A 25,580-nucleotide genomic window follows, 5' to 3' on the forward strand; every position below is an offset into this window, starting at 1 on the left:
GATGTCCCGGCGCGTCGGTGCAGGCGCGGCAGCACCACTTACGGACAAGCAGGTAGCAAGGTGACGACTCATCACATACGGCCGCTCCCGGCGGCGTACGACGACCTCGGTCACGGCGCGGGAGGCCGCCGGTGAACCGCACGATGACGCCCGACGATCTGATCGTGGCCGGGATCGCGATCGCCGCGGGGCTCGCGGCCGGGCTGCTCCTGCGCATGATGCTGCGCTGGCTGGGCGTGCGGGCCGACCGGACGCGCTGGGGTGGCGACGACGTCATCGTGGACGCGCTGCGCTCCCTCGTGCCGTGGGCGGCGGTCGCCGCCGGTGTCGCTGTGGCCGCCTCCGCGCTGCCGCTCACCACCCGGACCCGGCACAACGTCACCGTGACGCTGACGGCGCTGCTGATCCTCGTCGCCACGTTCACCGCGGGCCGGGTGATCTCCGGGCTCGTACGGTCCGTGGCGCAGTCGCGGTCCGCGGTCGCCGGGTCGGCCACCATCTTCGTGAACATCACGCGGGTCGTGGTGCTCGCGGTGGGCTTCCTCGTGGTTCTGCAGACCCTGGGCATCTCCATCGCCCCGCTCCTGACCGCCCTGGGCGTCGGCGGTCTCGCGGTGGCGCTCGCGCTTCAGGACACCCTCGCGAACCTCTTCGCGGGCGTGCACATCCTGGCCTCCAAGACCGTGCAGCCCGGCGACTACATCCGGCTCAGCAGCGCCGAGGAGGGTTACGTCGTCGACATCAACTGGCGCAACACGGTGGTGCGTCAGCTCTCCAACAACCTGGTCATCATCCCGAACGCCAAGCTCGCCTCCACCAACATGACGAACTACAGCCGCCCGGAGCAGGAGATGACGCTGCTCGTCCAGGTCGGCGTCGGCTACGACAGCGATCTGGAGCACGTCGAGCGGGTCACGGCCGAGGTTGTCGAGAGCGTCATGGTCGACATCACCGGCGCCGTCCCCGACCATGAACCGGCCATCCGCTTCCACACGTTCGGGGATTCCAGGATCAGTTTCACGGTGATCCTGGGCGTCGGCGAGTTCAGCGACCAGTACCGGATCAAGCACGAGTTCATCAAGCGCCTGCACGCCCGGTACCGGGACGAGGGCATCCGGATACCGGCGCCCACGCGGACGGTGGCACTCCAGCAGGGCGCGGTGGCCATCCCGCACCAGCGCGAGGGCGCACCGCCGATTCCGTAACGACGGCACAGCCAGGGGGAGCCGGTCCGTCCGGACAGCGGACCGGCTCCCCCACACGTGCTCCCGACCCCGCCGGGTCAGTCGCGCGCCACCGTCCCCGTGACCTTCAGGTTCCGGATCCGGCCGTTGTTGTCGAACGAGCCGAAGCCCACGCGGCCCGAGGAGAACACCGGGTCCGTGCCCGTGATCAGCGGTGTGCGGCTGCCGTCCATGTAGACGGCCGTCTCGCCGGTGTCCGCGCAGTGCGTGAGACGGACCTTGTGCCAGGCGGCGTCCTTGATGGCCGGGGGCGCGCCGTAGGTGCCGTTCCACTGGTCGTCGATGCGGAGGCGGTCCGCATTGTTGACGGTGAACAGGCCGTTGTGCGGGTAGATGCTGTTGTCGCTGGACAGGTGCGCGTACTGGAACTGGGTATCCGAGTTGTAGTCCCAGACGACGATGACGTCCCGGTTGGTGATGTCGACCGGGGTGTCGATGCGTACCTCGGCCTCGATCGTCACGTCCGAGTAGCGCGGGCCCGCGGTGAGGACGGCGTACTCGAAGGGGCGGCGCGGGCCGGGGCGGGAGACGCCCGGCTCGGTGAGGACGGTCTCTCGCCGGGTGAACTCCCACTTGGCGGGGGTGACCGGGGCCCAGTTGTCCGCGCCGGTGGTGTGCGTGGTGGGGGTGTTGCCCACCTTGCAGTCGGCGAAGGTGCGGGTGCCGGTGACCTTCCAGACCTTGCCGTTCGCCTTGGAGACGATGTACAGGTCACCGGCGAGGTCGGTGCCGAAGCGCAGGTCGACGCGCTGGTCCCCGGCGAGGTCGCGCATGGTGACCTTCTTGCCGGTGGCCTGGTCGAACAGCATCAGCGACTTGAGGGGCGCGAGACCGGCGCCGCGGCGCATGTCCTGCGTGTCGGCGGCCAGGATCCGCCCGTCGACGAGGTCCCCGAAGATGTATGTGCCGCGCAGCTCGGGCGCGTCCTTGCCGCGGTAGACGAAGCCTCCAGCGATCGCGCGGCCCACGTCGGAGCGGCAGTCCCAGTCGGCTCCGGGGTCGTGGTCGTACGCGGCGACGGGGTACGTGTACCCGTACTTGGCGTCGTCGGCGGGCAGCGGCGCGATGCGGGCGCACGGGTCGGTGGTCTTCTTGTCGAAGAGGAACGGGCCCTCGCGTTCGCTCCAGCCGAAGTTGTCGCCGGCCTTCACTTCGTAGACCGACTCGATGGCGTGCTCGCCGATGTGGCCGAGGTACATGCGGTGGCTGCCGCCGGTGTCCCAGCTGAAGCGGTGCGGGTCGCGCATGCCGACGGCGTAGATCTCGCCGAGGGCGCCGGGCGTCGAGACGAACGGATTGCCGGCCGGGATGCCGTACTTGCCGTTGGCGCTGTTGCGGCCCGCCGGGTCGATGCGCAGGAGCTTGCCGTGCGGGAGCGCCATGTTCTGCGGTTCGCTGTTGCCGACGCCCTGGCCGCCGTCGCCGACGGCGAGGTAGAGCAGCCCGTAGTCCTTGTCGTGGGGCCCCGCGGTCGGGTTGAAGTCGATCTGCTGGATGCCGTGCACCTGGCCGGTGAAGCCGATGCGCAGGACCTCGCGGTGGGTGCCGTGGAAGACGGCGGCCTTCGGGTCGTCGGCGGTCCACTCGGTGATGACACCGTGGTAGGTGGTGGTGCCCGCCTGCTTGAAGTCGGGGGCCTGCGTGACCTGGGAGGCGAGCTCGGTGTGGATGGTGTAGAAGCGGCCGTTCTCCCCGAACTGCGGGTGGAACGCGGCGTATCCGAAGCCCTGGCCGAGGCCTCGGCCCGAGAAGAAGTTCGGGAAGGCGCCCTTCACGTCGAGGTACGGGTGCGGGGTACCGCCGGTGTCCGCGCCGGCGCTGCCGGGGTCGGTGAGGTAGAGCGTCCCGTTGAGGTCCGGGGTCGCCATCCGGCCCGAACCGTCGGGGAGTTCATTGATGGTGTTGATCCTGGCGTGCCGCATCAGACGCGGGTCCGTCGGGGCCGGGACCGGCTCCGACTTGGGGAACTGGGCGTATTCCGTCAGAACGAGGCCGGTCCTCGACTGGGCGGGCTTGTCCGGGATCGGGTCGCTGAGGCCCGCGGTCGCGGCGGTGGGAGCGGGCTCGTCGGCGTGCGAGGGCGCGGCGAGTGCGCCGAGCGCCAGGGTTGCGGTGACGGCGAAGGCCGCCCAGAGTCTTGGATTCTTGCGTCGTGCTGCCATGCGGGTCCCTTCGAATGGCGAGTACGGCTGGGAAGAAGCGGGGGTACGAGGCGTCAGTGGCCCCTCGTCATGCGGCGGTACTCGGCACCGACCTGACCTGCCGTCACTTCTCGGTCCAAGAAGAGGAGATCGTCCATGCGGCAGTCGCAGGCGTTGTTCTCGCGTGTGTTCTGCGGGAAGCTGCCGCCGATCTTGATGCCGCGCGGGTCGGTCGGCGAGGCGCGGTGCGGCGCCGGTGTGGTGGTGAGCTCCCAGGGGTCGCCCGGCGTGACGTAGAAGCCGTCGAGAGGCTTGCCGTCGCGGTACAGGGCCATCGTGCCGTCGCGGAAGTCGAAGGTGGCGGCCAGATGGACCCACTCGCCTCGGGGCAACACCTTCTGCCAGTCGGCGGAGGCGGCGAAGGTCTGGGAGGCGCCGCTGTCGAGGCGGCGGCCGAGCGCTACGAGCTTCAACTCGCCATTGACCTGGATGAGTTCGAGCAGCGCGCGCACGGCGTGCCCGTCGCTGGTGCCGGACAGCACCCCGGCGAGTCCGATCGCTCCGTAGCGGTCGGTGGGGTTGGCGGTGTTGGAGTTGAGGGTGGGGTTGTCGCCCGTCATCTTGAACCAGCCCATGACGGTGGCGGCCTTGGCGCTGTTGAAGGCACCGAGGGAGCCGACCCCGGACTCGTTCCAAGTACCCGCTTTCCAGTCGTCGTTGCCGGCCGTGGCCGGGTTCTGCTGACGCACCTGGAGGGCGGGTGAGCTGCCCGGGTAGGCCTCGTCGGCGACGCGCATCGCGGCGCCGCCGTTGATGAGCGTGAGCGGGGTGCGGGAGCGTCCGAGGTCCCGCTCCTTCGCGGGATCGGCGGGATCGGGGTGCCCGAAGTCGTAAGCGGCCACTGCGTGGGAGCGCAACGGTCCATGTTCCGCACGCCCGTTGGCCTGCGCGGGGACCTTGGCGGCGGGGCCGCTCGCCTGCGCGGGAAGCGCTGCGGCGGCGAGAACGGCGACCGAGGCGAGGGCCACGGCGGTGAGTGCGGTGCGTCGGGTGCGACGGGGGGATCGGGTGCGCCGGACGCGTGGTTCGGGCGGGGCGCCGACGGCGGTTCGGGCAATGGCGGTGCGTCTGGTGCGGGGCAGTCTCATACGGCCTCCGAGCGGCAACGAAGGGGGCTGCCGACCGGGGTCCCCCGACCGACAGAAAGCGCTTTCGTCACGTGCGGGCACCATGTAACTCCCTCACCGCAACCCTGACAATGGGCGTGTCCGCGCCATTTTTCAAAGGTCGGTCCGAGCGGGTTCTTCGCGACGTGCGCTTCGGGGGCGGGGGTGACCGGGGACGTGGCGCTCAAGCGCGCGGCGTCGAGGCGGGGCCGACGCCCGAGCCGCCGGCACCCCGGCAGGGCGATGCCTGAAGCAGGCCCAACACCCAAGCCCTCACCCCGCCGACGCGACGCCCGAAGCGGCCCGGCACCCAAGCCACCACCCGGCTGACGCGACATCCGAAGCCACCCCGGTGCCCGAGCCGGTACCCCAGCCCCCGTACGTCATGAACCGACGCACATCACGCCGAAGACGCCCCGGCCCGATGTCCCCTGCGCCCGCCCACCGTGATCCGGACCGGTCCGCCCGTGGCGTCGACCTTTCCCGTCCATGCGCCCGCCAAGTGCAGGCTGCGATGGGGGAGCGCGCCGCGCGGTACGTACTGGCGGTGCAGTCTGCGGCCGTCCTGCGTGACCACCAGGACGGGCCGTGCCAGCACCTCCGCCGTCCGCAGGACGAAGCCGTCCACCGGCACCTGCGGGGCCACCCGGTTCGGCGCCACCCAGCGCAGGGGCGCCGCGACCTCGATCGCGGGTCCGCCCGGCGCCGGGCCCGCACCCTCCAGGAACTCGCGTACGGTGTCGGCCGCGAGAGCGCCCTCGCGGGCCGCCCACAGCGCCGGCTCCACCGCGTGCAGGACATTCCCCACGGCGAAGACACCCTCGACGCCGGTACGGAACGCTCCGTCCACGGCGGGCCCCCGCGTCCCGGGGTCGAGTGCCACTCCCCCGCGCCGCGCCAGCTCGTGGTCCGGCACGAAGTCTCCGGTGAACACCACGGTGTCGCAGTCGACGGTCGTCAGCCGGCCGTCACGATGCCGCAGCCGCACACCCGATACCCGCCCCCTGCCCAGGAGTTCGGCCACGGTCGCGCCGGTGAGTACGGGGACGCCGTGACCGATACGGGCCGCCGCCGCCCGCGCCCGGCCCAGCTGGTGGCGCGGCTCCTCGGTGGTGAGCGCGGCGACGGTGACATCGGCGCGGCGCAGGGCGGACAGGGCCGCGTAACTGACCGGTTCGGCGCCGACGACGACCGCGCGGCTGCCGACCGGCTGTCCGTGCAGGTGGACGGCCTGCTGGAGCTCGCCGGTGGTGAGCACTCCGGCGGGCCGTGTGCCGGGTACGAGGCGTGCGCTGCGCGGGCGTTCGCGCGCACCGGTGGCGAGGACGACGGCGCGTGCGGTGATGCGTTCGAGCCCGAGCGGGCCAGTGGTGTCCAGGGTGAGCGGCCCCGCCCAGCCGGTGGCGGTGACGCCGGTCCGCACGCGTGCGCCGGAGCCGAGCGCGGCCTCGACGGTCCTGGCCGCGTACTGCGGCCCGGTCACGCCCCACCGACCGAAACCGCGGTGGTGGCAGTGCCGCGGCACGCCGCCCGCCACCGCCTCCCGCTCCAGAACCTCGACCACCCCCACGCCGTCCTCGGCAAGACTCCGGGCGACAGCGAGCCCGGCGGGCCCCGCGCCGACGACGACCACGTCGACGCTCCGCTGTCGCCGCGTCATTCCGGCCCCCACTCGCCCCGCCCCTCATGAAGTGCGCGCACGGCCGCCCCGCAGTAGAACCCCTGACACCGGCCGCCCCGCGCCCGGGTCCTGCGGCGCAGGCCCTCCAGGGACGCGGGGGGGACCGTGCTGATCAGGGCGTCCCTGATCTCGCCCCGGGTCACGCGCTCGCAGTGGCAGACGATGGTGCCGTACGCGGGGTCGGTCGCGATGAGGTCGGCGCGCTGGTAGGGGCGGGGGAAGGCCTCGCCCAGGTTGGGCATGTGAACGGGCGTCAGGTCGACCGGCTCCTTGAGGCCGAGACCGGGGTCCGCCTCGGCGATGAGGCCCGCGACATGCGCCGCGATCGCCATCGACGCGGTGAGCCCGGTCGAGCGGATGCCGCCCACGGTGACGTAGCGCCGCTCCTCGTGGCAGCGAATGCGGTAGTCGTCGTGCTCGGTGGCAGCGCGCAGGCCCGCGTACACGGCAGTGACCTCCTCGTCGACCAGGGCCGGCAGGATGCGGCGCCCCTTCGCGAGGAGCCCGTCGACTCCGTCCGCCGTCGTGCCGGTGGCCGCCTTGTCGTCGAGGTCCTCGGCGGTCGGGCCGAGCAGTACGTTGCCGTAGACGGTCGGCGCCACGAGGACGCCCTTGCCGAGCGCGGTCGGCACCGGAAGCAGGATGTGCCGGACCAGGTCGCGGGCGAGTTTGTCGAAGACGATGAGCTGGCCGCGGCGCGGGGTGACGGTGAAGTCCCGGCGCCCAAGGACGAGCCGGTCGAGAACGTCGGCGTTCAGCCCCGCGGCGTTGACGAGGAACCGCGCCCGGAGCGCGCCGCGCGACGTGGCCAGAATATGATCAGCGCCGTCCGAACCGACCGCCTCCACCCGCGAGTTGAGGTGCAGGTCGACACCGGACCGCACCGCTTGGGTGGCGTACGCCAATGTGGTCGTCCAGGGGCAGATGATGCTCTCGCCCGGGACGTCGAGAGCGCCGAGGACTCCGGGGCCGAGCTGCGGTTCGCGGGCCCTGGTCTCGTCGGCGCCGATGATCCGCGCTGCGTCGTATCCATTGCGCCGGGCCTTCTCCAACAAGCCGGGTTGTGCGTTCAGTTGGTCGTCGTCCCAGGCGACGAGCAGGGCGCCGACGGGCTCGACGGGGATTCCGGACTCGGCCGCGTAGGCGGAGAGGAGCCGCTGGCCCTCCCTGACGAGGCGGGACTCCAGGGAGCCGGGCACGGCGTCGAAACCGGTGTGCAGGATCGCCGTGTTGGCTTTGGATGTGCCGTCGCCGACATCGCCGGACGCCTCCACGAGAGCAAGGCGCAGGTGTGGGTGGCGGGCCAGTTCGCGGGCGATGGCGGTACCGACGACGCCGGCGCCGACGACCGCCACGTCGTAGGGCGCGGGCATCTGCCCTTTGGGGGACAGCGGCCCCTTCGTGGTGACGGTCACGGGGACCCCGTCGGCGTGCGGTCGAGGAGCGTGGCCACCGCCGAGCGGAACCCGTCGAGGCGTTCGGCTGCCTGCGCTGCGTCGATGCGCGGCTCGTACACGGCGGCGGGCCGCCCGCGCGGGACCGTGTCCCGCACGGTGAGCGCGGGATCGAGCCCGAGCCGCGCGACGACGCCCACGCCGAGCGCGGTCGCGTCGGGCAACTCTGCCACCTCCACGGGAAGTTGGAGAAGGTCTGCCTGGGTCTGCATCAGCAGGGCCGACCGGGTCAGGCCGCCGTCGACGCGCAGGGTCCGCAGCGGCTCGCCGAGGTCGGCGGCGACGGCGTCCGCGAGCGAGACGACCTGCGCGGCGATCCCCTCGCACAGGGCGCGGACGAGGTGCCCGGAGGTCGTGTCCAGACCGAGGCCCGTCAGAGAGCCGCGCAGGTCGCCGCGCCACCAGGGCGCGGCAAGACCGGCAAGGGCGGGCACGAAGGTGACACCGCCCGTGTCGGGCACGGCCGATCCGACCGGGTCGATGTCCTCGGCCCCCGCGATCACCCCGAGGTCGGTGAGCCAGCGGACGGCGGAGGCGGCGGTGTAGACCTGCCCGTCGAGGCAGTAACTGCTCCGCCCCGCAAGCCTCCAGGCGACGCAGCTCACCAGTCCCGAGCCGCCGCGGCGCGGGCGGTCGCCGGTCGGGGCGAGCAGGAACGCCCCTGTTCCATAAGTGCACTTGGCGGTTCCCCGCTCGGTCACGTCCTGGGCGAGCAGCGCGGCCTGCTGGTCCACGAGGAGCCCGGTGAGGGGAAGTTCGGGGCCGAACGCCTTGGTCGTCCCGACGGGCCCCGCGGCGTCGACGACGTCCGGCAGCCGCTCGCCGCCGAGGCCGAAGATGTCCAGGGCGCGGGGCGACCACGCGACAGTGTCCAGGTCGAGGAGCTGCGTGCGTCCCGCTGTGGCGGCGTCGGTGACGAACGCGCCGGTCAGCCGGTGGACGAGCCAGGCGTCGCTGGTGGTGACGACGCCGTCCCGGGTGAGGTGGCGCCGGATCCAGGCCATCTTCGGGGCGGCGAAGTAGGGGTCGAGCGGCAGCCCCGTAAGATCCCTCAACTCGTCGCCGTGATGGGCGAGTTCTGCACACAGCGCTTCCGCCCGCCGGTCCTGCCAGACGATCGCATCCGTGAGCGGTCTGCCGGACGCGGGGTCCCAGGCGAGGACCGTCTCGCCCTGGTTGGCGAGGCCGACCGCGTGGACTGGCTCGCCCGCGGCGGCCAGCGCGCGGCGCCCCGCGTCGACGACGGAGGCGAGCAGCGCGGCCGGATCGACCTCGACGACGCCGCCCGGGAGGTAGCGCGGACGTACGGGCGCGCTGCCCGAGCCGATCATGCCGCGGCGCGGGCAGACGACGAGGGCCTTCGTCCCCGACGTGCCCTGATCGATGGCGAGAACGGTCCCCTCATGCGGCCCGCCGGCATTCGTGATCACCGCGGAAGCCTGCTACAGCCTCCGCGAGAGCGTCAAGGGTGCCCCTTCCTCCTGTCCCTACACTGATCATCCGTCAGACTCCGTACCAGGCATGCGACTTCACGCCTCCCCCACACACAAGAGGAGCTCATGTCCACACCGGAAATAGGCACCACCCCGTCAGGCCCTGTCGAGTCCGGGTCGGCCGGGCAGCCGGCGGACGAGGAGGCCAGACTCAGGGAGCTGGGCTACCAGCCGGTCCTGGCCCGCCGCATGGGCGGCTTCGGCAACTTCGCCATCAGCTTCTCCGTGATCTCGATTCTGTCCGGCTGCATGACCCTGTACGGATTCGGCCTCGGCACGGGCGGCCCCGCCGTGATGCTGTGGGGCTGGGCGGGCGTCGGCCTCTTCGTCCTCCTCGTCGGCCTCGCGCTCGCCGAGGTCACCAGCGCCTACCCCACGTCGGGCGCGCTCTACTACATGGCCGACCGGCTCGGCGGCCGCCGCTGGGGCTGGTATACGGGCTGGCTCAACCTCCTCGGTCTCCTAGGCGCGATCGCGGGCATCGACTACGGCGCGGCGCTGTTCACCGGCGCGTTCCTGAACCTGCGGTTCGACTTCGCCCCGACGCCCGGCTCCACATTCCTGATCTTCCTCGCCATCCTGGTCGTGCACGGCGCCCTGAACCTCTTCAGCGTCCGTCTGGTCAGTGTGCTCAACTCCATCAGCGTGTGGTGGCACCTGGCGGGCGTGGCCGTGATCGTCGGCGTCCTCGCGATCGTCCCGGACCACCACCAGTCGCCGTCCTTCGTGTTCACCGAGTTCGTCAACGACACCGGCTGGCACAACCCGCTGTACGTCGCCGCGATCGGGCTGCTCCTCGCGCAGTACACGTTCTCCGGCTACGACGCCTCGGCCCACCTCTCGGAGGAGACGTCAAACGCCTCCGTGTCCGCGGCCCGTGGCATCGTGCGGTCCATCTGGGTCTCGTGGATCGCCGGTTTCGTACTGCTGGCCGGTCTGACGTTCGCGATCCAGGACTACGCGGGTACGCAGAACTCCGCGACGGGGGTGCCGCCCGCGCAGATCATGATCGACGCACTCGGCACGTCGGGGGCCACGGCGCTGCTCCTGATCGTGATCGTGGCGCAGCTGTTCTGCGGCAACGCCGAGGTGGCGGCGGCCAGCCGCATGGTGTTCGCGTTCAGCCGCGACAACGCGCTTCCGGGCTCCGGGCTGTGGCGCAAGGTGAGCGCCCGCACCCGGACCCCCGTCCCCGCCGTGTGGCTCTCGGTCGTCCTCGCCGCGGTCATCGCGCTGCCGTCCCTGTACTCGACGACGGCGTACGGGGCGGTGACGGCCATCAACGTCATCGGGATCACCCCCGCGTACGCGATCCCGATCCTGCTGCGCCTGCGGGCGGGCGACCGTTTCGAGCCGGGCCCCTGGAACCTGGGCCGCTGGAGCAGGCCGGTCGGCTGGGTGGCGGTGGCCTGGGTGGCCTTCGTGACGGTCCTGTTCTGCCTGCCACAGGCGTCACCGGTGACGGTCGCGTCGATGAACTACGCGTCGATCGCCCTCGCCGTCGTACTGGTCCTGGCGACGGTGTGGTGGTTCGTGGCGCGCGGCTCGTACGGCACCCCGTCGGCGGCACACCAGCCCGAGGATGCCGCCGCCACCGGCTCCTGAACACGCGTCAGGGGTCACCGGACTCCGGTGACCCCTGAGCAGGTGCGGGGCGGGTCCCTGTTCCGCGCGCACGTTCCGGGCGTCCACGCTAGTTGCCGCCGTCCGGCGCCTCCTGCTTGCCCACGCCCACGATGCGCAGCGCGATGTCCCCGTACTGGTAGGCGAGTTGGTCGACGGTGAACTCGCCTCCTTCGCGGAACCAACTCGCGACGCCGATGCCCATGTCGAGGATCGAGTACGAGGCGATCCTGGCCGACTGCACGCGGAAGGCGCCCTCGGCCACACCTAGCTCGATCAGTTCGCGGAAGCGGCGCTCGTAGTCGCTGCGGCCGGCGAGGACCCGGTCCTGGTCGGGCTGTTCGAGGCTGCCGATCTCGCGGTTGCCGACGAAGGCCTCCAGGCGGTGGCGCGCGTGGTAGCGGATGTGCGCCTCGACAGAGCGGCGCAGTTGTTCCCGTACGTCATCGGCACCCGCGACGGCCGCCGCGTTGTCGGCGATGAGCTGCTCCATCGTGCCGGTCATGATCTCGGCCAGCAGTTCCTGCTTGGACGCCACGTGTTTGTAGAGGCTCGGCCCGCGGATACCGATGGCGGCGCCGATGTCGGTCATGGTCGTGGACCGGTAGCCCTGCGCGGCGAAGAGCGTCAGCGCGGCCTCGCGGATTCCCGCCCGGCGGTCGGCCGCGAGGGCGCCTTCCGGGTGCGGTGGCCGGTGTGGACGCTCGTAGGCCTCGCTCGGCGATCCACTCACATGAACTCCCGTGCAGCTGTCGGAGATGCAGCTATCGAACATTAGCTGAGCTCGTCGCTCATTGGACGCAACTATAGCCCGGCCTCTTGACATTGAATCCAGTTCAGTCATCTCATGGCTAATGGTCAGTAGCCAAGATCAGGGGTGAGAAGTGTCCATCAGCTTCGAAATCGACGAACGGGTCGCCGGCATCGCTCGACGTACCACGGACTTCGTCCGCGACGTGGTGATACCCGAGGAACAGGCGTGCGGCGGCGGTGATGTGCACGCGGGTCCCGAACCGCTGCGGCGGCGGCTCCAGGAGGCCGCGCGGGCGGCGGGGGTGTTCGCTCCGCACGTCGGCGAGGAGTTCGGCGGGCTCGGGCTCGATCTGCGCGGGCAGGCCGTCGTGTTCGAGGCGGCCGGGCAGTCGCTGCTCGGTCCGCTCGCGCTGAACTGCGCCGCGCCCGACGAGGGCAACATGCATCTCCTCGAAGTGGTGGCCACCGAGGAGCAGAAGGAGCGGTATCTGCGGCCGCTCGCCTCCGGGGAGGTGCGGTCCTGTTTCGCGATGACTGAGCCGGCGCCCGGGGCCGGGTCCGATCCGCGCGCGCTGGCCACAACCGCGACGCGGACGGACGGCGGCTGGCGGATCGACGGCCGCAAGTGGTTCATCAGCGGTGCCGACGGCGCCGCGTTCGCCATCTGCATGGCCCGTACCAGCGGCACGCCGGGCGACGCGGGCGGCGCGACGATGTTCCTCGTCGACACCGACAACCCGGGGATGAAGATCGTCCGGAACATCGACACACTGGACCACGGCCTGTTCGGCGGGCACAGCGAGGTCGTCTTCGACGGCGTCGAGGTGCCGGACAGTGCCGTGCTCGGCGCGGTGGACGAGGGCTTCCGGTACGCGCAGGTGCGGCTCGGTCCCGCCCGCATGACGCACTGCATGCGCTGGCTCGGGGTCGCGCGCCGGGCTCAGGACGTCGCCCTGGAGCGGGCGGCGGAGCGCTCGGCCTTCGGCGGACGCCTTGCCGAACTGGGCATGGTGCAGCAGATGCTGGCCGACTCCGAGATCGACATCGAGACGAGCCGGGCGATCCTCTGGCGGGCCTGCTGGGAGCTGGACCAGGGCGGCACGGCCGCCCAGCGCACTTCGATCGCCAAGACGTACGTCTCCGAAGGGGTCAACCGCGTCGTCGACCGCGCCGTGCAGGTGTGCGGCGCCCTCGGTATCTCGGGGGACGCCCCGCTGTCGCGCCTGTACCGGGAAGTGCGTCCGTTCCGTATCTACGACGGCCCGTCCGAGACCCACCGCTGGGCGATCGCCAAGCGGGCGGTGCGGGCGGCGACGGAGCGGAGGGACGCCCGATGAGCCCGGCACACGCCGCGGTGGTCGGCGTGGACGTGGCCGCCCTGCAGCCCTACTTCGAACGTCATGTCCCGGAGTGCACGGGCGAGTTGAACCTGAAGCTGCTGCACGGAGGGCGCTCCAATCTCACGTACGAGGTGACCGACGGGACGCACCGATGGGTGCTACGTCGTCCGCCCCTGGGGGTCCTGACGCCGACGGCGCACGACATGGACCGCGAGTACCGGGTCGTCGCCGCACTGGGCGGAACCGGGGTGCCGGTCGCCCGCGCGGTGCTGTCGTGCAAGGACCCGGAGGTGATCGGCGCGCCCTTCTGCGTCGTGGACTTCGTCGACGGCACGGTGCTGCGCGACGGCACCGAGGCCATCGCCCTGCCGCCCGCCGAGGCCCGGCGCGCGGCGGACGCGCTCGTCGACGCCCTGGTGGAGCTGCACGCGGTGGACGCCGCCGCGGCCGGGCTCGGCGACTTCGGCCGGCCCGAGGGCTATCTGGAACGCCAGGTGCGCCGGTGGCGCGGCCAGTGGGACAAGGTCGTCACGCGCGAACTGCCCGACCTCGACGCCCTGCACGACCGACTCGCGCATTCCCTCCCCGCGAGCGGTGCCCCCACGGTCGTACACGGCGACTACCGCCTGGACAACACGATCCTCGCGCCCGGCGACCCCGGACGGATCGCGGCGATCGTCGACTGGGAGATGGCCACGCTCGGCGACCCGCTCGCCGACCTCGGGATGCTCCTCATGTACTGGGACCCGGTCTGCGAACCGGTCCTCGGCGCGCGTCACGTCCCGACGGCCAACCCAGGCTTCCCCACCGGCCGCGAGCTGGCAGAGCGGTACGCCGAGTCGTCCGGCCGGGACATCTCCTCCGTCGCCTGGTACCAGGCGCTCGGCTGCTTCAAGCTCGCCGTGATCGCGGAGGGCATCCACGCCCGCTATCTCGCGGGGCAGACCGTCGGCACGGGCTTCGAGCACGTCGGCGCGGCGGTGCCGGCGCTACTGCGCTCAGGAAGGGAACTGCTGTCATGACCGCGGTCCAGCGCACCACTGACCAGCACACCGATGTCCAGCGCGCAGATGTCCAGCACACCGAGGGAGCACGAGTGTCGAACCGCCTGTCCGGAGAGGTCTGTCTGATCACCGGCGCCACGGGCGGCATCGGCACCGCCGTGGCGCACCGCCTCGCCGCCGAGGGCGCCGCGGTGGCGGTGACCGACATGGACGCGGGCCGCTGTGAGGAGCTGGCCAAGGAGTTGACGGCAGGCGGAGCGCGGGCCCTCGGCCTCGCCCTCGACGTCACCGACGAGGAGGCGTGGCGCGGCGCCGTCGAACGGGTGACCGGCGAGCTGGGCGGCCTGTCCGTGCTCGTCAACAACGCGGGGATCGCCGAGATGCGGACTGTGGAGACGGAGACCCAGGAGTCCTGGGAGAAGGTCATCGCGGTCACCCAGACCGGTGTCTGGCTCGGCATGAAGCACGGCGGGCCCGCGATCGAACGGACCGGCGGCGGCTCCATCGTGAACATCGCGTCGATCTTCGGGACGGTCGGCGGCTTCGGCAGCCAGTTCTCGTACCACGCGGCGAAGGGCGCGGTCCGGTTGATGACGAAGAACGCCGCGCTGCACTGGGCGACGCGCGGGGTTCGCGTGAACTCGATCCACCCGGGGTTCATCGAGACACCGCGCTCCCGCGAGCTCTGGCGGGGCACGCCCCGGCACACGGCCATGGTGGAGGGAACGCCGATGGGCCGGCTCGGCAGCCCCGAGGAGGTCTGCGGGGCGGTGGCGTTCCTCGCCTCCGACGACGCGAGCTTCGTCACCGGTTCCGAGCTGTACGTTGACGGCGGCTGGACCGCCCGCTAGACGCCAACAGCACTGGGGGCGCGGCAGTTGCCGCGCCCCCAGTGGTTGGAAGAACTGCTGTGTCAGTTCACTCGCGTGTACTGATTGACATCCCCGACGCGCGCCACGGAGATCCGCCCCCGCAGCACCAGGACGTCCAGATGGGCCGCAGTCTCATTGATCGCGAGCATCTGGTTGAAGTCGCTGAGCTCGCCGAACGGCACTTCCCGGCGTGTCCAGCCGAGCTTGCGGGCGACCTCGTGCGCGTCGAGGGTCGCGTCGCCGAGTGCTTTCAGGCTCTGCGCGAGGCGGTTGTCGTGGTGGGTGAGCAGTTCGGCGACGCGGGTGTGCGCGCTGTCGGCGACGGGTCCGTGCGCGGGCAGCAGCTGTGTGTCGGCGTACCGGGTCATCAGGTGCAGCGAGTCCAGGTAGTCGGCGAGCGGTTTGCCGCCCGGCTCGGTGAGTTCGAAGCCGATGGACGGGGTGATGTGAGGCAGGACGTGGTCGCCGGAGAACAGCAGGCCGCGCTGTTCGTCCAGGAAGACCACGTGCCCCTGGGTGTGTCCGGGGGTCGGCACGACCCGCAGCTCCCCCGCGCCGAAGCTGATGGTCTCGGCGCCCAGCCAGCGGTCGGGGGCCTCCCAGACGCCGGGGTCGTAGCCTCCGTGGTCCAACTGCTCGATGCGGTCGGCGAGTTCCAGGGCCCCCGCGTCGCGCAAGGTCCGCAGCGAGCCGGCGGGCGAGTCGCTGCGCAGCCGGTCGAGCATCTCAAGGCCTGGCCGCTCCCCCGCCCCCAGATAGACGCGCGAGCCGAGGAGGCGGCGCAGTTCCACGGCGTTCGTGTAGTGGTCGCGGTGGATGTGGGTGACGAGGATGTGGCTGATGTCGGAGAGATCACGGCCGATGGCGGCCGTGGCCTTCTCAAGCGCCTTGCGGGCCTCTGGAATCGCCCAGCCGCCGTCGATCATGACGATGCCGTCGTCCTCGGCCAGGTTCTCCAGCAGATAGACGTTGACGGCGTGGAGTCCGTCGTTGGGCAGCGGCAGGGGGACGCGGTGCACTCCGGGCCGTACGGTCTGGACTCCGGCCGCGGCCCATGGACCCTGATCGAACCGCGCTGTCATGGTGCTCTCCCTCGCTCTGGCTGGTGTACCGCTGTGGATCAGGCGGGCATCGGCACGAGCGCCCGCCGCTGTTCAGGCGTCGGCGCAAAGTCGGCGCAAGGACGCCGCTGTTCAGGCGTCGGCGCGAAGGCTCTGCGCCAGTCGTCCGGCCGCCGACCGGTCGAGCTTGCCGACCTTGGTCTGGGGCAACTCCTCGACGGCGTAGACGAATTCGGGCCACTTGGTCTTGGCGAGTCCGAGGCTCTCCAGGTGTCCGGTGACCTCCCCGAGGTCCATGCCGGCGCCGTCCTCGGTGACGACGAGCAGCGCGACGCGTTCGCCGAGCACCTCGTCGGGCACCGCCGCCACACAGGCCCTGGACACACGCGGATATCCGGCGACGGCCCGTTCGATCTCGGTGATGTCGATATTGCGGCCGCCGCGGATGATGATGTCCTTCTCGCGGCCCATGATGGTGACGGTGCCGTCCTCGTGGGGCATCAGGAGATCGCCGGTGGGGAAGTAGCCGTCCTCGGTCAGCGCCGGCGGTTCGACCCGGCCCGCACGGGCGTACCCGAGGAAGAGGGACGGGCCGCGCACCTGCGCCCGGCCGGTCACCTCCGGACCGGCCTCGGCCTCGTCGGGGGTGAGGGCGCGCAGGTCCGTGCCGGGGAAGGGGCGGCCGTCACGGCCGAGCCGGACCTCCTCGGGCTCGTCGGGCCGGGGCGAGGTGTGCCCGAGGCACTCGGACATCCCGAAGACCCTGAGGATCTTCGTGCCGAGGGACTGCTCGGCCCTTGCCAGCGCGCCGCGGTCCATCGGCCCGCCGCCGACGGTGATCGCGCGCACTCCGGAGAGGATGCCGGAGCCCGCGGCCTCGGCTCCCATCTGCAGCGCCATCGTCGGTACGCACATGGTCCAGCGGACGGCGTTCTCGGCCATCCGCCGCATCGCGAGCGCCCGGTCCCACTTGGCCGTCAGGACGAGCGGGCCGCCGAGGACCAAGGAGAGGTGGACGCCGAAGCAGTACGCGGCGGTCGACGACAGCGGCACGATCGCGGCCACCGCGTCGCCGGGCCGCAGACCGTTGATCCTGACGGTGCTCTCGGCCGCGTAGGTCAGTGCCTCCTCGGACTGCACGACGCCCTTGGGCCGCCCGGTCGAACCCGAGGTGAGCCCGATGAGGACGCCGCCCGACCAGCGCGCCGCGTCGGGCCGTCCGGTGCCGCGATGCGCCTGCCACCCGTCGAGCACCGTGTCATCGGCGCGGCCCGGCAGCAGCCCGGCCACGGCCCACTCCGCCAGCGCCGAGGGCTCGGCGACGACGGCATCCGGCCGGATGTCCTCGAAGGCCGCCGCGAACTCGCCCTGTGTCGTGTGGCGGTTGACGACCGCGAGGACGCCGCCGTTCAGGCCCACGGCGAGGGCACCGGCCACCGTGCGCCACGAGTTGTCGGCCTGGAGCATGACGGTGCCGCCCCCGCCACGGGGGAACATCGCGTCCCTCAGCCGGGCCGCCTCGGCGAGCAACTCCCGTGCCGTATGGCTGCCTTCATCGTCGACGACGGCCACGAAGTCCGCCTGCCCGGCCCTCTGTCGGAACTCCCGCACTACCTGTCGCATCCGCTTCCTCGCTACGCCGTGCCGAACCCGTTGTCGAACGCTCCCGTGTCCAAGGCCGTCGGGGCCTCAGGCGGTGTACAGCTCCTTCTCGGAGCCCATGACCGCGATGCGGCGGCCCTTCATGTCCCCGACCTGCGCGACGGCGGCCGCCCATTCGGGGCTGGCGAGGGCCTTCTTCAGGTCCTCCGGGGAGTCGAAGCCGAGCACCGACATCCCGTCCCAGCCCTCCGAGCGCGGCTCCAGCGCCTGGTCGATCTCGGTGTGCCGCCAGGAGCGCAGACCGGGCAGCTTGTAGGTCAGCTCCGCGTGGTCGCCGCGCCACCAGTCGATGAACCGCTCGTGGGTCCACTCCGGGGGCCGGGCCGCCAGCAGGACGAGGTTGTACATGACGCTCCTTTGTACAAGGCCGGTGAAATCGGAAACGGGTCGTGCCTACTCGAAACGGATCTGCGAGGACCGGCCGATCAGCAGCCGCTCCAGCCGGCCGTCCGCGTTCACCCGACCGGCAGCGACGAAGCTCGCCTCGGGAACCTCCCCGCGCCGCACCTCGCCGAGGAACAGCTCGTCCTGGCCGAGGGTGGTCGCGGAGAGCCGGTGGTGGGTGCGCGTACCGCGCTCCCGCTGCTGCAGATAGCCGACCAGGGCGGCGCGGTCGCCCGCGAAGTCCGTGGCGTTGCCGTCGCCGGTGGAGAACAGGATGGAAAGGGAGAAGTCGTCGCTGATCAGGTCAAGAATCCGGTTGGGCTCGTCGCTGTCGAGGATCTCGAACCAGGCGGTGAGGAAGGGGGCGGGGGCCGCGGTGGTCCCGGCGCCCGTGGAGGTCTCGGTCATGTGCGCTTCCCTTTGCCTTGCTGTCTATTCCGGCAGGTCGATGAGGTCGTACGTGGTGGTGAAGTACGACTGGTAGCGGGCCATGTGCCCGTCGGGCGTGACCACGGCGGCCGACAGGAAGGAACCCACTGCCTTCCCGGACTCGATCACCATCCCGTACACGGTCTCCAGATCGCCGTCACAGCTGTGCCGGAGAATCTTGTGCACCCGTTCGACGGCGTTGCGGCCCGAGATGTAGGCGGCGAAGTCGTCCTTGGACCGTCCCGTCGCCTCGCGGCCCGGCAAGGCGATGAGAAAGCGGAATTCCGGTACGAGGAGTTCGAGCGCCCGCGCGGGGTCGTCACTGTCCATACGTGCCATGTAGGTGGGCAAGACGCTGGTCATGGTGTCCTTTCACAGGGATGAGAGGTGTGGACAACTCGCTCCGCGCGGGCGGCGGTCAGTCCCGGGTGGGCGGGGTGAAGAAGTCGCCCTGCGACTCCCAGCGGCCGTTCCTGACGACGACCTTCTGCAGGTCGCGTGTGCCGAGGTGCCGACCGGCGCCGTAGTTGAGGACCGGGCCCACGCCCGTGTCGACGTGGCGTGCGGTGCGGTAGGCCCGGGTCAGTGACTCGCTGGTCACGGGCCCGTCGATGGTCTTGGCGATCTCGACGAAGGCCTTGGCCGCTTCCCAGCCCCACAGGGTGATGAAGTCGGCGGGCTGCCCCCGCTCGTACTTCTGCATCGCCGTACGGAACTCCTTGATGGCCGGGTCGTCGTCGTTCGGCGACTTGACCAGCTGGAGCGCCTTGAGGCCTTCGGTCGCCCTGCCCCCCAGCGTCAGCGTGGCCTGTGCCGCGACGGGCGCGTAGCCGTACACGGGGGCGGTGACGCCCTGCAGCCTCGCCTCCTTGAGGTAGGAGGCGGTCTCCGCGGCGGTCAGGATCAGCACGACGGCGTCGGGCTTCGCGGCCTTGACCTTGCTGATCACCGGGCTGTAGTCGGTGGTCTGGTACTTCACCGACAGCCGCTTCACCCGGACCGACGGATCGGTCTTGCGGGCGGCGGGGCCGATCACCTTGGCCACGTTCACGAACGCCGCCGGGTCACTGTGTACGACGAGTACCTTTTTCGCCCCGTCCCGCGTCACCCAGTCCCCGAGCGCGGCCGCCTGGTCCTCGTACAGCGTCTGCAGACCGAACAGCCCGTCGCGGGCCGGCTCGTACCAGGAGGCATCGCCGCCCAGTGTGTTGAGGACCGGCACCTTCTTCTGCTCGAGCACGAAGGGGAAGGTGGCCTGGGTCTGGGAGGTGCCGTTGGTCGCGACGATCGCCACGACCCCGTCCTGGTCCACGAGCCGGCGGGCTATCTGGACGGTCTGCTGCGGATCGTTGGCGTTGTCCTTGACGACCCAGTCGATGGTGCGCCCGTTGATCCCGCCGCGTGCGTTGACCGACTTGAAGTATGCGTCGGCGCCCGCCCGTTCAGGGATGCCGAACGAGGCCAGGGCGCCCGTGAGCGGGTACCAGGCGCCTATTTTGATGACCTTGCCGTCCCCTGCCGAGGGGCTCTTGGTGCCGCAGGCATTCGCCGCCAGGGCGAGCATGGCGGCGAGTGCGGCGATGAACGTGCGTGTCGCGCGTCGTCGCATGACCCCTCCTCAACTCAAAAACTCAACCTGAGTTCAGTTCAAGTTGATTTTAATGCTGAGGAAACACGCCTGGCAATGGTCTGTCACCGCTGTCACGGGGCCGGGCACGAAAAGATCCCCTGCCGGGAGACCCGTCAGGGGATCGGTCACTGGATGTGCGCGCGGCGGATCGATCCGTCAGGAGGCGATCATCCGCACGCAGGCACCCTCGATCAACTCGCCGATCTCCGACAGCGGCGTCGGCCCGGACGGCCGGTACCACCGCCACACGCTGACGATCAGGCCGAGCACGCTCGCCCCGAGCAACTGGGCGTCCCGCAGCGGGAAGGCGCCCTGGGACATCCCCCGCACCAGCAGGTTGGTCCAGTCCCGCTCGACGACCTGGACGAGCTGGCGGGCGGCGATCCGCTCGGCCTCCTCCCGCTTGGACTTGCGGGCCCCGGACAGGAGATCCATGTGGTTCTGCAGGATGCGCATCTGCAGCACCTCGTGCTCCGAGACGTCGTACGCGGCACGGACGCCGGCGCGCAGCGCCTCCACGGGGTCGTCCGCGCCCTCGGTCGCCTCGACGAACCGGTCGTGGGAGCGCTGCAGCTCGAGCCGCATGATGGTGAGCAGGCAGTGTGTCTTCGACTCGAAGTAGTGGTAGAGCGCAGTCTGGCCGATGCCGACCCGCTCCGCCACGGTCGACCACTTCGTGGCCTCGAAGCCCGTCTCGCCGAAACAGTCCACGGCCGCCGCGAGGATGGCCGCGCGCTTGGACCGCGGTCCCGCCTCCGGTTCAAGGATCCTGGTCATGACTCTCTCTCCTGGCCGTCACTCAGCGTGTCCGTACCGAGAGTAAACCCAAGTTGAACTCAGTTGCCAACCGAATGCCTAGACGCGTTCGAGGACGGTCGCGTTGGCCATGCCGCCGCCCTCGCACATCGTCTGCAGACCATAGCGGCCGCCGGTCCTGCGCAGCTGGTGGACGAGTGTGGTCATGAGCCGGGCGCCGGTGGCCCCGAGCGGATGGCCGAGGGCGATCGCCCCGCCGAAGGCGTTGATCCGCTCGTGGGCGGCGCCGAGTTCCTTCTGCCAGGCGAGGACCACGGAGGCGAAGGCCTCGTTGATCTCGACCAGGTCGATCCGGTCCATCGCAAGGCCCGCCTTGTCCAGGACCTTCTCGGTGGCGGGGATCGGGCCGGTCAGCATGTGGATCGGGTCGGAGCCGACCACCACCATGCTGTGTACCCGTGCAAGCGGCGTCAGGCCGTGGCGTCGTACGGCCTCCTCAGAGGCGATCAGCAGGGCGGCGGCGCCGTCGGAGATCTGGCTGGAGACGGCCGCGGTGAGCCGGCCGTCCTCGGTCAGGGTCTTCAGGCCCGCCATCTTTTCCAGCGTGGTGTCGGCGCGCGGGCCCTCGTCCGCGGTGAGCCCGAAGGCCGGGGTGATCTCGTCGTCGAAGTCCCCGGCCGCCTGCGAGGCCAGTGCCCGCTGATGGCTGTGGAGCGCGAACCGCTCCATGTCATCGCGGGAGATCCCCCACTTCTCGGCTATCAGCTCGGCCCCGCGGAACTGCGACACCTCCTGCTCGCCGAAGTGCTCGCGCCAGCCGTTGCCCGCGTACGGGCTGCCCATCCCGGCCTGCTCGCCGACGAACATCGGACTGGCGATGGGCACGAGGCTCATGACTTCCACCCCGCCCGCGACCACCAGGTCGGCGGCACCGGAGCCGACCGCCTGGGCGGCGAAGTGAACGGCCTGCTGCGAGGAACCGCACTGGCGGTCGATGGTGGTGCCGGGGACGTGCTGCGGCAGCCCCGCCGACAGCCAAGCGGTACGTGCGACGTTTCCGGTCTGGGCGCCGATCTGGCCGACGCAGCCGAAGTACACGTCGTCGACCGCGCCCGGGTCGACGCCGGTCCGCTCCAGGAGGGCGCGCAGCACATGTGCGCCGAGGTCGGCGGGGTGGACGCCGCTGAGCGCGCCGTTACGGCGGCCGACAGGGGTACGGACGGCTCCGACGATGAAGGCTTCCGACATGGTGAGCTCCATGGGGTTCGGGGGGACGGGATCAGGTTCCGGAGGTCAGGGACGGGGCGCGGGCGAAGTCCGGCGCCCGCTTGCCGAGGAAGGCGGCGACTCCCTCACGGCCCTCGTCCGAGGCGGCCGCGGCAGCGAGCGCACCGGCCTCGCGGTCCAGATGAGGGCCGAGGTCCGAGGTCAGCCCGGCGGCGACGAGCCGGCGGGTGGCGCCGAACGCGGCGGTGGGACCGCGGTGCAGGGCCTCGGCGGTGCGCGCCGCCTCCTCGGTCAGCAGATCGGCGGCGACGGTGCGGCTGACGAGCCCGATCTCCTCGGCTTCGGCTGCTGGTATCCGGCGGTTCGTCAGCAGCAGGTCGAGCGCCCGCTTGGGCCCGACGAGGCGCGGCAGGAACCAGCTGACCCCGGCGTCCGGCGAGTACCCGATGCCGGTGTACGCGGCGGTGAACGAGGCGTTGTCCGCGGCGAGCGTCACATCCGCGACGGCGGCAAGCCCGATGCCCGCGCCCGCGACGGCGCCCTGCACGGCGGCCACCATGGGCGCGTCGAGCCGGGCGAAGATCCGCAGCGCCTCGTGCAGCGCGTCCGTCACCGCGATGAGGTGCTCCTCCAGCGCCGCGCCGTCGAGCCGCGCGAACTCCCGGAGATCGCCGCCGACGCAGAAGGACCTGCCCTCCCCCGTGAGCAACACGGCCCGCACATCGGCCCGTTGACAGGCCAGCGCGGCGTCCAGCAGTCCCCGGGCCGTCGCCAGGCCGATGGCGTTGCCCGCGTCGCCGCGCCGCAGAGTGACGCGGGCCAGCCCGTCGTCCCGGATGTCGATGCCGACGCCGACGCCGCTCATCGTGCCGTCCATCCGCCGTCGACGGTGAGGACCTGCCCGGTGCAGTACGTGGATGCGTCCGAGGCGAGGAACAGGAGCGCGCCGTCAAGTTCATGGCCGTCGCCGCCGCGGCCCAGCAGGGTGTTGCGCACGACCCAGCGGCTTGAGCGCTCGTCCCCGAAGAGTTCCGCGGTCATCTCGGTGCGGAACCAGCCGGGGGCGAGCGCGTTGACACGGGTTCCGCCGCTGCCCCACTGACCGGCCAACTCGCGGGTCAGGCCGATGAGTCCGGCCTTGGACGCCGAGTAGCTCGCCCCGCCGAGGGGCGAGGCGGACACCAGGCCGAGGATCGAGGAGACGTTGATGATGCTCCGGCCACCGGGCGGGCCGGGTGCTTCGGCGGTGAGCCGGGACAGGTGGAACGGCGCGGTGAGGTTGACGCCCAGCACGTCGGCGAAGGCGTCCGGGGACTCGTCCTCGGCACGCGTCTCGCCGGAGATGGCCGCGTTGTTGACCAGGATGTCGATGCGGCCGGTGACGGCCAGCGCGGTCTCGGCCAGCCGCTCGCGGTCCGACTCCGCCGCGACATCGCAGGCGACGGGGTGGATACGGGCGTCGGTGTCGGCGAGTTCCTTGAGCCGGTCGATGCGGCGGGCGGCGGCGAACACGGTGGCGCCGGCCTGTGCGAGGACGGCGGCGAAGCGTGCGCCGAGCCCGGCGGAGGCGCCGGTGACGATCGCTGTCCGGCCTTCCAGGGAGAACAGTTCGGCGGCGGGCCGCAGCGTGCTCACTCGTCCACCCCGATGGGCAGGGCGGTGGCGCCGCCGTCGAGCACCAGCGTCTGGCCGGTCATCCACGAGGAGGCGTCGGACGCCAGGAACAGCGCCGCGTTCGCCACGTCCTCGACCGTGCCGAGGCGGCGCATGGGCAGCTTGGCGGTGAGGATCGGCTCGCGCACCTCCCATACGGCGCGCGCCAGTTCGGTCTTGATCAGCCCGGGGGCGATGGCGTTCACGCGGGCCCGCGGGCCGAGTTCGTAGGCGAGCTGCCGGGTCATGTGGAGCATGGCGGCCTTGGTGGCGTTGTAGTAGCCGATGTGGGGATCGACGATGAGCCCGCCGACGGAGGCGATGTTGATCACCGCTCCCCCGTGCTCGGCGATCCAGGCGCGCCACGCGGCCCGGGTCCAGGCGATCATGCCGTACTGGTTGACGCGTACGGTCTTCTCCGCGCGCGGCAGGTCCAGGTCGAGCAGGTCTCCGTTGTACGGGTTGGTCGCGGCGTTGTTGACGAGGATGTCGAGCCGGCCGAAGCGGGTCATGGTCTCGTCGACGCAGGCCTCGGCCTGGTCGGGCTCGCCCGCGTTGGCGACCACGGTGTGGACGTCGCCGTCGCCCTTGACGCGCAGCAGCTCCTCGCGCGCCTCGGCGAGTCCGGCGGCTTTGCGGGCGGCGATCACGACGTGCGCGCCCGCCGCTCGGTATGCGGTGGCGATGCCGAGGCCGATACCGCGCGATCCGCCGGTGATGACGGCGACCTTGCCGTCGAGGATGTCGGTGCTCACGCCGCTCCTGCCTTCGTGTCGGTGTTCTTCCCGGGCTTCCGGTACTTGGCGAGTTCCTGCCGTGCGACGGTCCGCAGATGCACTTCGTCGGGGCCGTCTGCGATGCGCAGTGCCCGGGTGATGGCGTACAGCCGGGCGAGCACGGTGTCGTCGCTGACGCCGGCGGCGCCGTGGGCCTGGACGGCGCGGTCGACGACCTTGTGGGCGACCTCAAGGGCCGCCACCTTGATCGCGGCGACTTCCATACGGGCTGCGGCGTTGCCGACGGTGTCCATCAGCCAGGCCGACTTGAGGACGAGGAGCCGCAGTTGCTCGATCTCGATGCGGCTGCGGGCGATCCACTCCCGCACGACACCCCGCTCGGCGAGCGGCCCGCCGAAGGCGACGCGTTCGCTGGTCCGCTCGCACATCAGCTGGAGCGCCCGCTCGGCGAACCCGACGGCCCGCATCGCGTAGTGCATACGCCCCGGCCCGAGCCGCCCCTGCGCGAGCGCGAACCCTTCGCCCTCTCCGCCGAGGATGTGGTCCACCGGCACACGGACGTCCTCGAAGAGCACCTCACCGTGTCCGCACCGGTCCGTGTACCCGAACATCGGCAGGTCGCGTACGACGGTGACGCCTGGGGTGTGACGCGGGATGAGCACCATGCTCTGCTGCCGGTAGGTGGGCGCGTCGGGGTCGGTCTTGCCCATCAGGATGATGAGCTCGCAGTCGGGGTCGAGGATCCCGGAGGTGTACCACTTGCGGCCGTTGACGACGTAGTGATCGCCGTCACGGGTGATGCGCGTTCGGATGTTGCGCGCGTCGGAACTGGCGACCTCGGGCTCGGTCATGGCGAAGCAGGAGCGGATCTCCGCCTCCAGCAACGGCTTGAGCCAGCGCTCCTGCTGCTCGGGCGTGCCGTAGAGGGCGAGGAGTTCCATGTTGCCGGTGTCGGGCGCCGAGCAGTTGAACACCTCGGGGCCCATGATGGAGCGGCCGGCCAGCTCCATGAGGGGCGCGTATTCGAGGTTGGTGAGTCCGGCGCCCCAGTCGCCGTGGGCCATGAAGAGGTTCCACAGACCTTCTGCGCGGGCCTTCTCCTTCAGCTCGGTCATCACCGGCGGCAGCGCGTGCGGGTCGGCGGCTTCGGCGAGCTGCCGGTCGTGGACGACTTCGGCCGGGAGGACGTGTTCGTTCATGAACGACCGCATGCGGTCCTGGAGTTCACTCGCGCGGGGCGAGAATCCGAAATCCACGAGGGGCTCCTGTC

At 71.1% G+C, this 25,580-nt stretch carries 23 protein-coding genes; 5 read left to right on the top strand and 18 right to left on the bottom strand.

All coding sequences use genetic code 11. From position 1 onward, the window contains the following. Positions 1-131 precede the first annotated feature (131 nt). Positions 132-1,205: a mechanosensitive ion channel family protein gene (locus OG698_RS07345; protein ID WP_406102158.1), complete on the top strand. Its 1,074-nt coding sequence runs from the start codon at positions 132-134 to the stop codon at positions 1,203-1,205. 77 nt (positions 1,206-1,282) lie between these two features. On the opposite strand, the gene OG698_RS07350 is transcribed toward OG698_RS07345, so the two are convergent. The 5 genes from OG698_RS07350 to OG698_RS07370 all read right to left on the bottom strand — a co-directional run bounded on the left by OG698_RS07350 (position 1,283) and on the right by OG698_RS07370 (position 9,116). Beyond that, complete coding sequence (locus tag OG698_RS07350; protein ID WP_406102159.1) at positions 1,283-3,406, bottom strand: PQQ-dependent sugar dehydrogenase; 2,124 nt, start codon at positions 3,404-3,406, stop codon at positions 1,283-1,285. A gap of 53 nt (positions 3,407-3,459) precedes the next feature. Continuing rightward, positions 3,460-4,533 (bottom strand): LamG-like jellyroll fold domain-containing protein, encoded by a 1,074-nt coding sequence (locus OG698_RS07355; RefSeq protein WP_406102160.1) that lies wholly within the window; start codon positions 4,531-4,533, stop codon positions 3,460-3,462. 418 nt (positions 4,534-4,951) lie between these two features. Beyond that, complete coding sequence (locus tag OG698_RS07360; RefSeq protein ID WP_406102161.1) at positions 4,952-6,211, bottom strand: NAD(P)/FAD-dependent oxidoreductase; 1,260 nt, start codon at positions 6,209-6,211, stop codon at positions 4,952-4,954. After that, positions 6,208-7,605 carry an FAD-dependent oxidoreductase gene (locus OG698_RS07365; RefSeq protein WP_406110898.1) on the bottom strand — a complete coding sequence of 466 codons (1,398 nt, stop codon included), beginning with the start codon at positions 7,603-7,605 and terminating at the stop codon, positions 6,208-6,210. Before OG698_RS07365 ends, OG698_RS07360 begins: the two co-directional genes overlap by 4 nt. Before the next feature lie 38 nt (positions 7,606-7,643). Further along, positions 7,644-9,116, bottom strand: a complete 1,473-nt coding sequence (locus OG698_RS07370; protein ID WP_406102162.1) for an FGGY family carbohydrate kinase — start codon at positions 9,114-9,116, stop codon at positions 7,644-7,646. 129 nt (positions 9,117-9,245) lie between these two features. On the opposite strand from OG698_RS07370, the gene OG698_RS07375 reads away from it, so the two are divergent. After that, the gene (locus tag OG698_RS07375; protein WP_406102164.1) at positions 9,246-10,784 is read left to right on the top strand and encodes an amino acid permease; all 1,539 of its coding nucleotides are present in this window, start codon (positions 9,246-9,248) and stop codon (positions 10,782-10,784) included. Between the two features lie 88 nt (positions 10,785-10,872). Here OG698_RS07375 and OG698_RS07380 read toward each other — a convergent pair whose 3' ends face one another. Then, entirely contained in the window at positions 10,873-11,535 is a 663-nt protein-coding gene (locus OG698_RS07380) for a TetR/AcrR family transcriptional regulator (RefSeq protein WP_406102165.1), read from the bottom strand. Between the two features lie 151 nt (positions 11,536-11,686). Here OG698_RS07380 and OG698_RS07385 point away from each other — a divergent pair, with 151 nt between their 5' ends. The 3 genes from OG698_RS07385 (at position 11,687) to OG698_RS07395 (ending at position 14,750) form a co-directional block, all read left to right on the top strand. After that, positions 11,687-12,892 (top strand): acyl-CoA dehydrogenase family protein, encoded by a 1,206-nt coding sequence (locus OG698_RS07385; RefSeq protein WP_406102166.1) that lies wholly within the window; start codon positions 11,687-11,689, stop codon positions 12,890-12,892. Continuing rightward, positions 12,889-13,917, top strand: coding sequence for a phosphotransferase family protein (locus OG698_RS07390; RefSeq protein ID WP_406102168.1), 1,029 nt, complete (start codon positions 12,889-12,891; stop codon positions 13,915-13,917). Before OG698_RS07385 ends, OG698_RS07390 begins: the two co-directional genes overlap by 4 nt. 74 nt (positions 13,918-13,991) lie before the next feature. After that, positions 13,992-14,750 carry an SDR family NAD(P)-dependent oxidoreductase gene (locus OG698_RS07395; RefSeq protein WP_406110900.1) on the top strand — a complete coding sequence of 253 codons (759 nt, stop codon included), beginning with the start codon at positions 13,992-13,994 and terminating at the stop codon, positions 14,748-14,750. Between the two features lie 62 nt (positions 14,751-14,812). Here OG698_RS07395 and OG698_RS07400 read toward each other — a convergent pair whose 3' ends face one another. The 12 genes from OG698_RS07400 to OG698_RS07455 form a co-directional block, all read right to left on the bottom strand. Then, complete coding sequence (locus OG698_RS07400) at positions 14,813-15,853, bottom strand: MBL fold metallo-hydrolase (RefSeq protein ID WP_406102170.1); 1,041 nt, start codon at positions 15,851-15,853, stop codon at positions 14,813-14,815. A 111-nt stretch (positions 15,854-15,964) separates the two neighbouring features. Further along, positions 15,965-17,455, bottom strand: coding sequence for a class I adenylate-forming enzyme family protein (locus tag OG698_RS07405; RefSeq protein WP_406102171.1), 1,491 nt, complete (start codon positions 17,453-17,455; stop codon positions 15,965-15,967). A gap of 66 nt (positions 17,456-17,521) precedes the next feature. Next, a complete protein-coding gene (locus tag OG698_RS07410; RefSeq protein ID WP_329566866.1) occupies positions 17,522-17,842 on the bottom strand; it encodes an EthD family reductase in 321 nt (106 codons plus the stop codon). A gap of 45 nt (positions 17,843-17,887) precedes the next feature. Beyond that, positions 17,888-18,286 carry a hypothetical protein gene (locus OG698_RS07415; protein ID WP_406102172.1) on the bottom strand — a complete coding sequence of 133 codons (399 nt, stop codon included), beginning with the start codon at positions 18,284-18,286 and terminating at the stop codon, positions 17,888-17,890. A gap of 24 nt (positions 18,287-18,310) precedes the next feature. Then, on the bottom strand, positions 18,311-18,670 hold the full coding sequence (locus tag OG698_RS07420) for a nuclear transport factor 2 family protein (protein ID WP_399974585.1): 360 nt from the start codon (positions 18,668-18,670) through the stop codon (positions 18,311-18,313). 55 nt (positions 18,671-18,725) lie between these two features. After that, positions 18,726-19,916, bottom strand: coding sequence for an ABC transporter substrate-binding protein (locus OG698_RS07425; RefSeq protein WP_406102174.1), 1,191 nt, complete (start codon positions 19,914-19,916; stop codon positions 18,726-18,728). A 177-nt stretch (positions 19,917-20,093) separates the two neighbouring features. Then, positions 20,094-20,714 carry a TetR/AcrR family transcriptional regulator gene (locus OG698_RS07430; RefSeq protein WP_356281419.1) on the bottom strand — a complete coding sequence of 207 codons (621 nt, stop codon included), beginning with the start codon at positions 20,712-20,714 and terminating at the stop codon, positions 20,094-20,096. Between the two features lie 78 nt (positions 20,715-20,792). Continuing rightward, positions 20,793-21,941 carry an acetyl-CoA C-acetyltransferase gene (locus tag OG698_RS07435; RefSeq protein WP_406102175.1) on the bottom strand — a complete coding sequence of 383 codons (1,149 nt, stop codon included), beginning with the start codon at positions 21,939-21,941 and terminating at the stop codon, positions 20,793-20,795. A 31-nt stretch (positions 21,942-21,972) separates the two neighbouring features. Next, entirely contained in the window at positions 21,973-22,797 is an 825-nt protein-coding gene (locus OG698_RS07440; RefSeq protein ID WP_406102176.1) for an enoyl-CoA hydratase-related protein, read from the bottom strand. After that, on the bottom strand, positions 22,782-23,555 hold the full coding sequence (locus OG698_RS07445) for an SDR family NAD(P)-dependent oxidoreductase (protein ID WP_406102177.1): 774 nt from the start codon (positions 23,553-23,555) through the stop codon (positions 22,782-22,784). Before OG698_RS07445 ends, OG698_RS07440 begins: the two co-directional genes overlap by 16 nt. Beyond that, entirely contained in the window at positions 23,552-24,328 is a 777-nt protein-coding gene (locus OG698_RS07450) for an SDR family oxidoreductase (RefSeq protein ID WP_329566882.1), read from the bottom strand. Before OG698_RS07450 ends, OG698_RS07445 begins: the two co-directional genes overlap by 4 nt. Continuing rightward, positions 24,325-25,566 (bottom strand): acyl-CoA dehydrogenase family protein, encoded by a 1,242-nt coding sequence (locus OG698_RS07455; RefSeq protein WP_406102178.1) that lies wholly within the window; start codon positions 25,564-25,566, stop codon positions 24,325-24,327. The genes OG698_RS07450 and OG698_RS07455 overlap by 4 nt, the downstream gene beginning before the upstream one ends. Between the last annotated feature and the right edge of the window lie 14 nt (positions 25,567-25,580).

Source organism: Streptomyces sp. NBC_01003 (assembly GCF_045162695.1).
Taxonomy (GTDB): domain Bacteria; phylum Actinomycetota; class Actinomycetes; order Streptomycetales; family Streptomycetaceae; genus Streptomyces.

Excerpts from the sequence above, each read along its gene's own strand:
- OG698_RS07350 (WP_406102159.1), bottom strand. The coding sequence starts at position 3,406 with ATGGCAGCACGACGCAAGAATCCAAGACTCTGGGCGGCCTTCGCCGTC.
- OG698_RS07355 (WP_406102160.1), bottom strand. The coding sequence starts at position 4,533 with ATGAGACTGCCCCGCACCAGACGCACCGCCATTGCCCGAACCGCCGTC.
- OG698_RS07360 (WP_406102161.1), bottom strand. The coding sequence starts at position 6,211 with ATGACGCGGCGACAGCGGAGCGTCGACGTGGTCGTCGTCGGCGCGGGG.
- OG698_RS07365 (WP_406110898.1), bottom strand. The coding sequence starts at position 7,605 with ATGCCCGCGCCCTACGACGTGGCGGTCGTCGGCGCCGGCGTCGTCGGT.
- OG698_RS07375 (WP_406102164.1), top strand. The coding sequence starts at position 9,246 with ATGTCCACACCGGAAATAGGCACCACCCCGTCAGGCCCTGTCGAGTCC.
- OG698_RS07390 (WP_406102168.1), top strand. The coding sequence starts at position 12,889 with ATGAGCCCGGCACACGCCGCGGTGGTCGGCGTGGACGTGGCCGCCCTG.
- OG698_RS07400 (WP_406102170.1), bottom strand. The coding sequence starts at position 15,853 with ATGACAGCGCGGTTCGATCAGGGTCCATGGGCCGCGGCCGGAGTCCAG.
- OG698_RS07405 (WP_406102171.1), bottom strand. The coding sequence starts at position 17,455 with ATGCGACAGGTAGTGCGGGAGTTCCGACAGAGGGCCGGGCAGGCGGAC.
- OG698_RS07410 (WP_329566866.1), bottom strand. The coding sequence starts at position 17,842 with ATGTACAACCTCGTCCTGCTGGCGGCCCGGCCCCCGGAGTGGACCCAC.
- OG698_RS07415 (WP_406102172.1), bottom strand. The coding sequence starts at position 18,286 with ATGACCGAGACCTCCACGGGCGCCGGGACCACCGCGGCCCCCGCCCCC.
- OG698_RS07420 (WP_399974585.1), bottom strand. The coding sequence starts at position 18,670 with ATGACCAGCGTCTTGCCCACCTACATGGCACGTATGGACAGTGACGAC.
- OG698_RS07425 (WP_406102174.1), bottom strand. The coding sequence starts at position 19,916 with ATGCGACGACGCGCGACACGCACGTTCATCGCCGCACTCGCCGCCATG.
- OG698_RS07430 (WP_356281419.1), bottom strand. The coding sequence starts at position 20,714 with ATGACCAGGATCCTTGAACCGGAGGCGGGACCGCGGTCCAAGCGCGCG.
- OG698_RS07435 (WP_406102175.1), bottom strand. The coding sequence starts at position 21,941 with ATGTCGGAAGCCTTCATCGTCGGAGCCGTCCGTACCCCTGTCGGCCGC.
- OG698_RS07440 (WP_406102176.1), bottom strand. The coding sequence starts at position 22,797 with ATGGACGGCACGATGAGCGGCGTCGGCGTCGGCATCGACATCCGGGAC.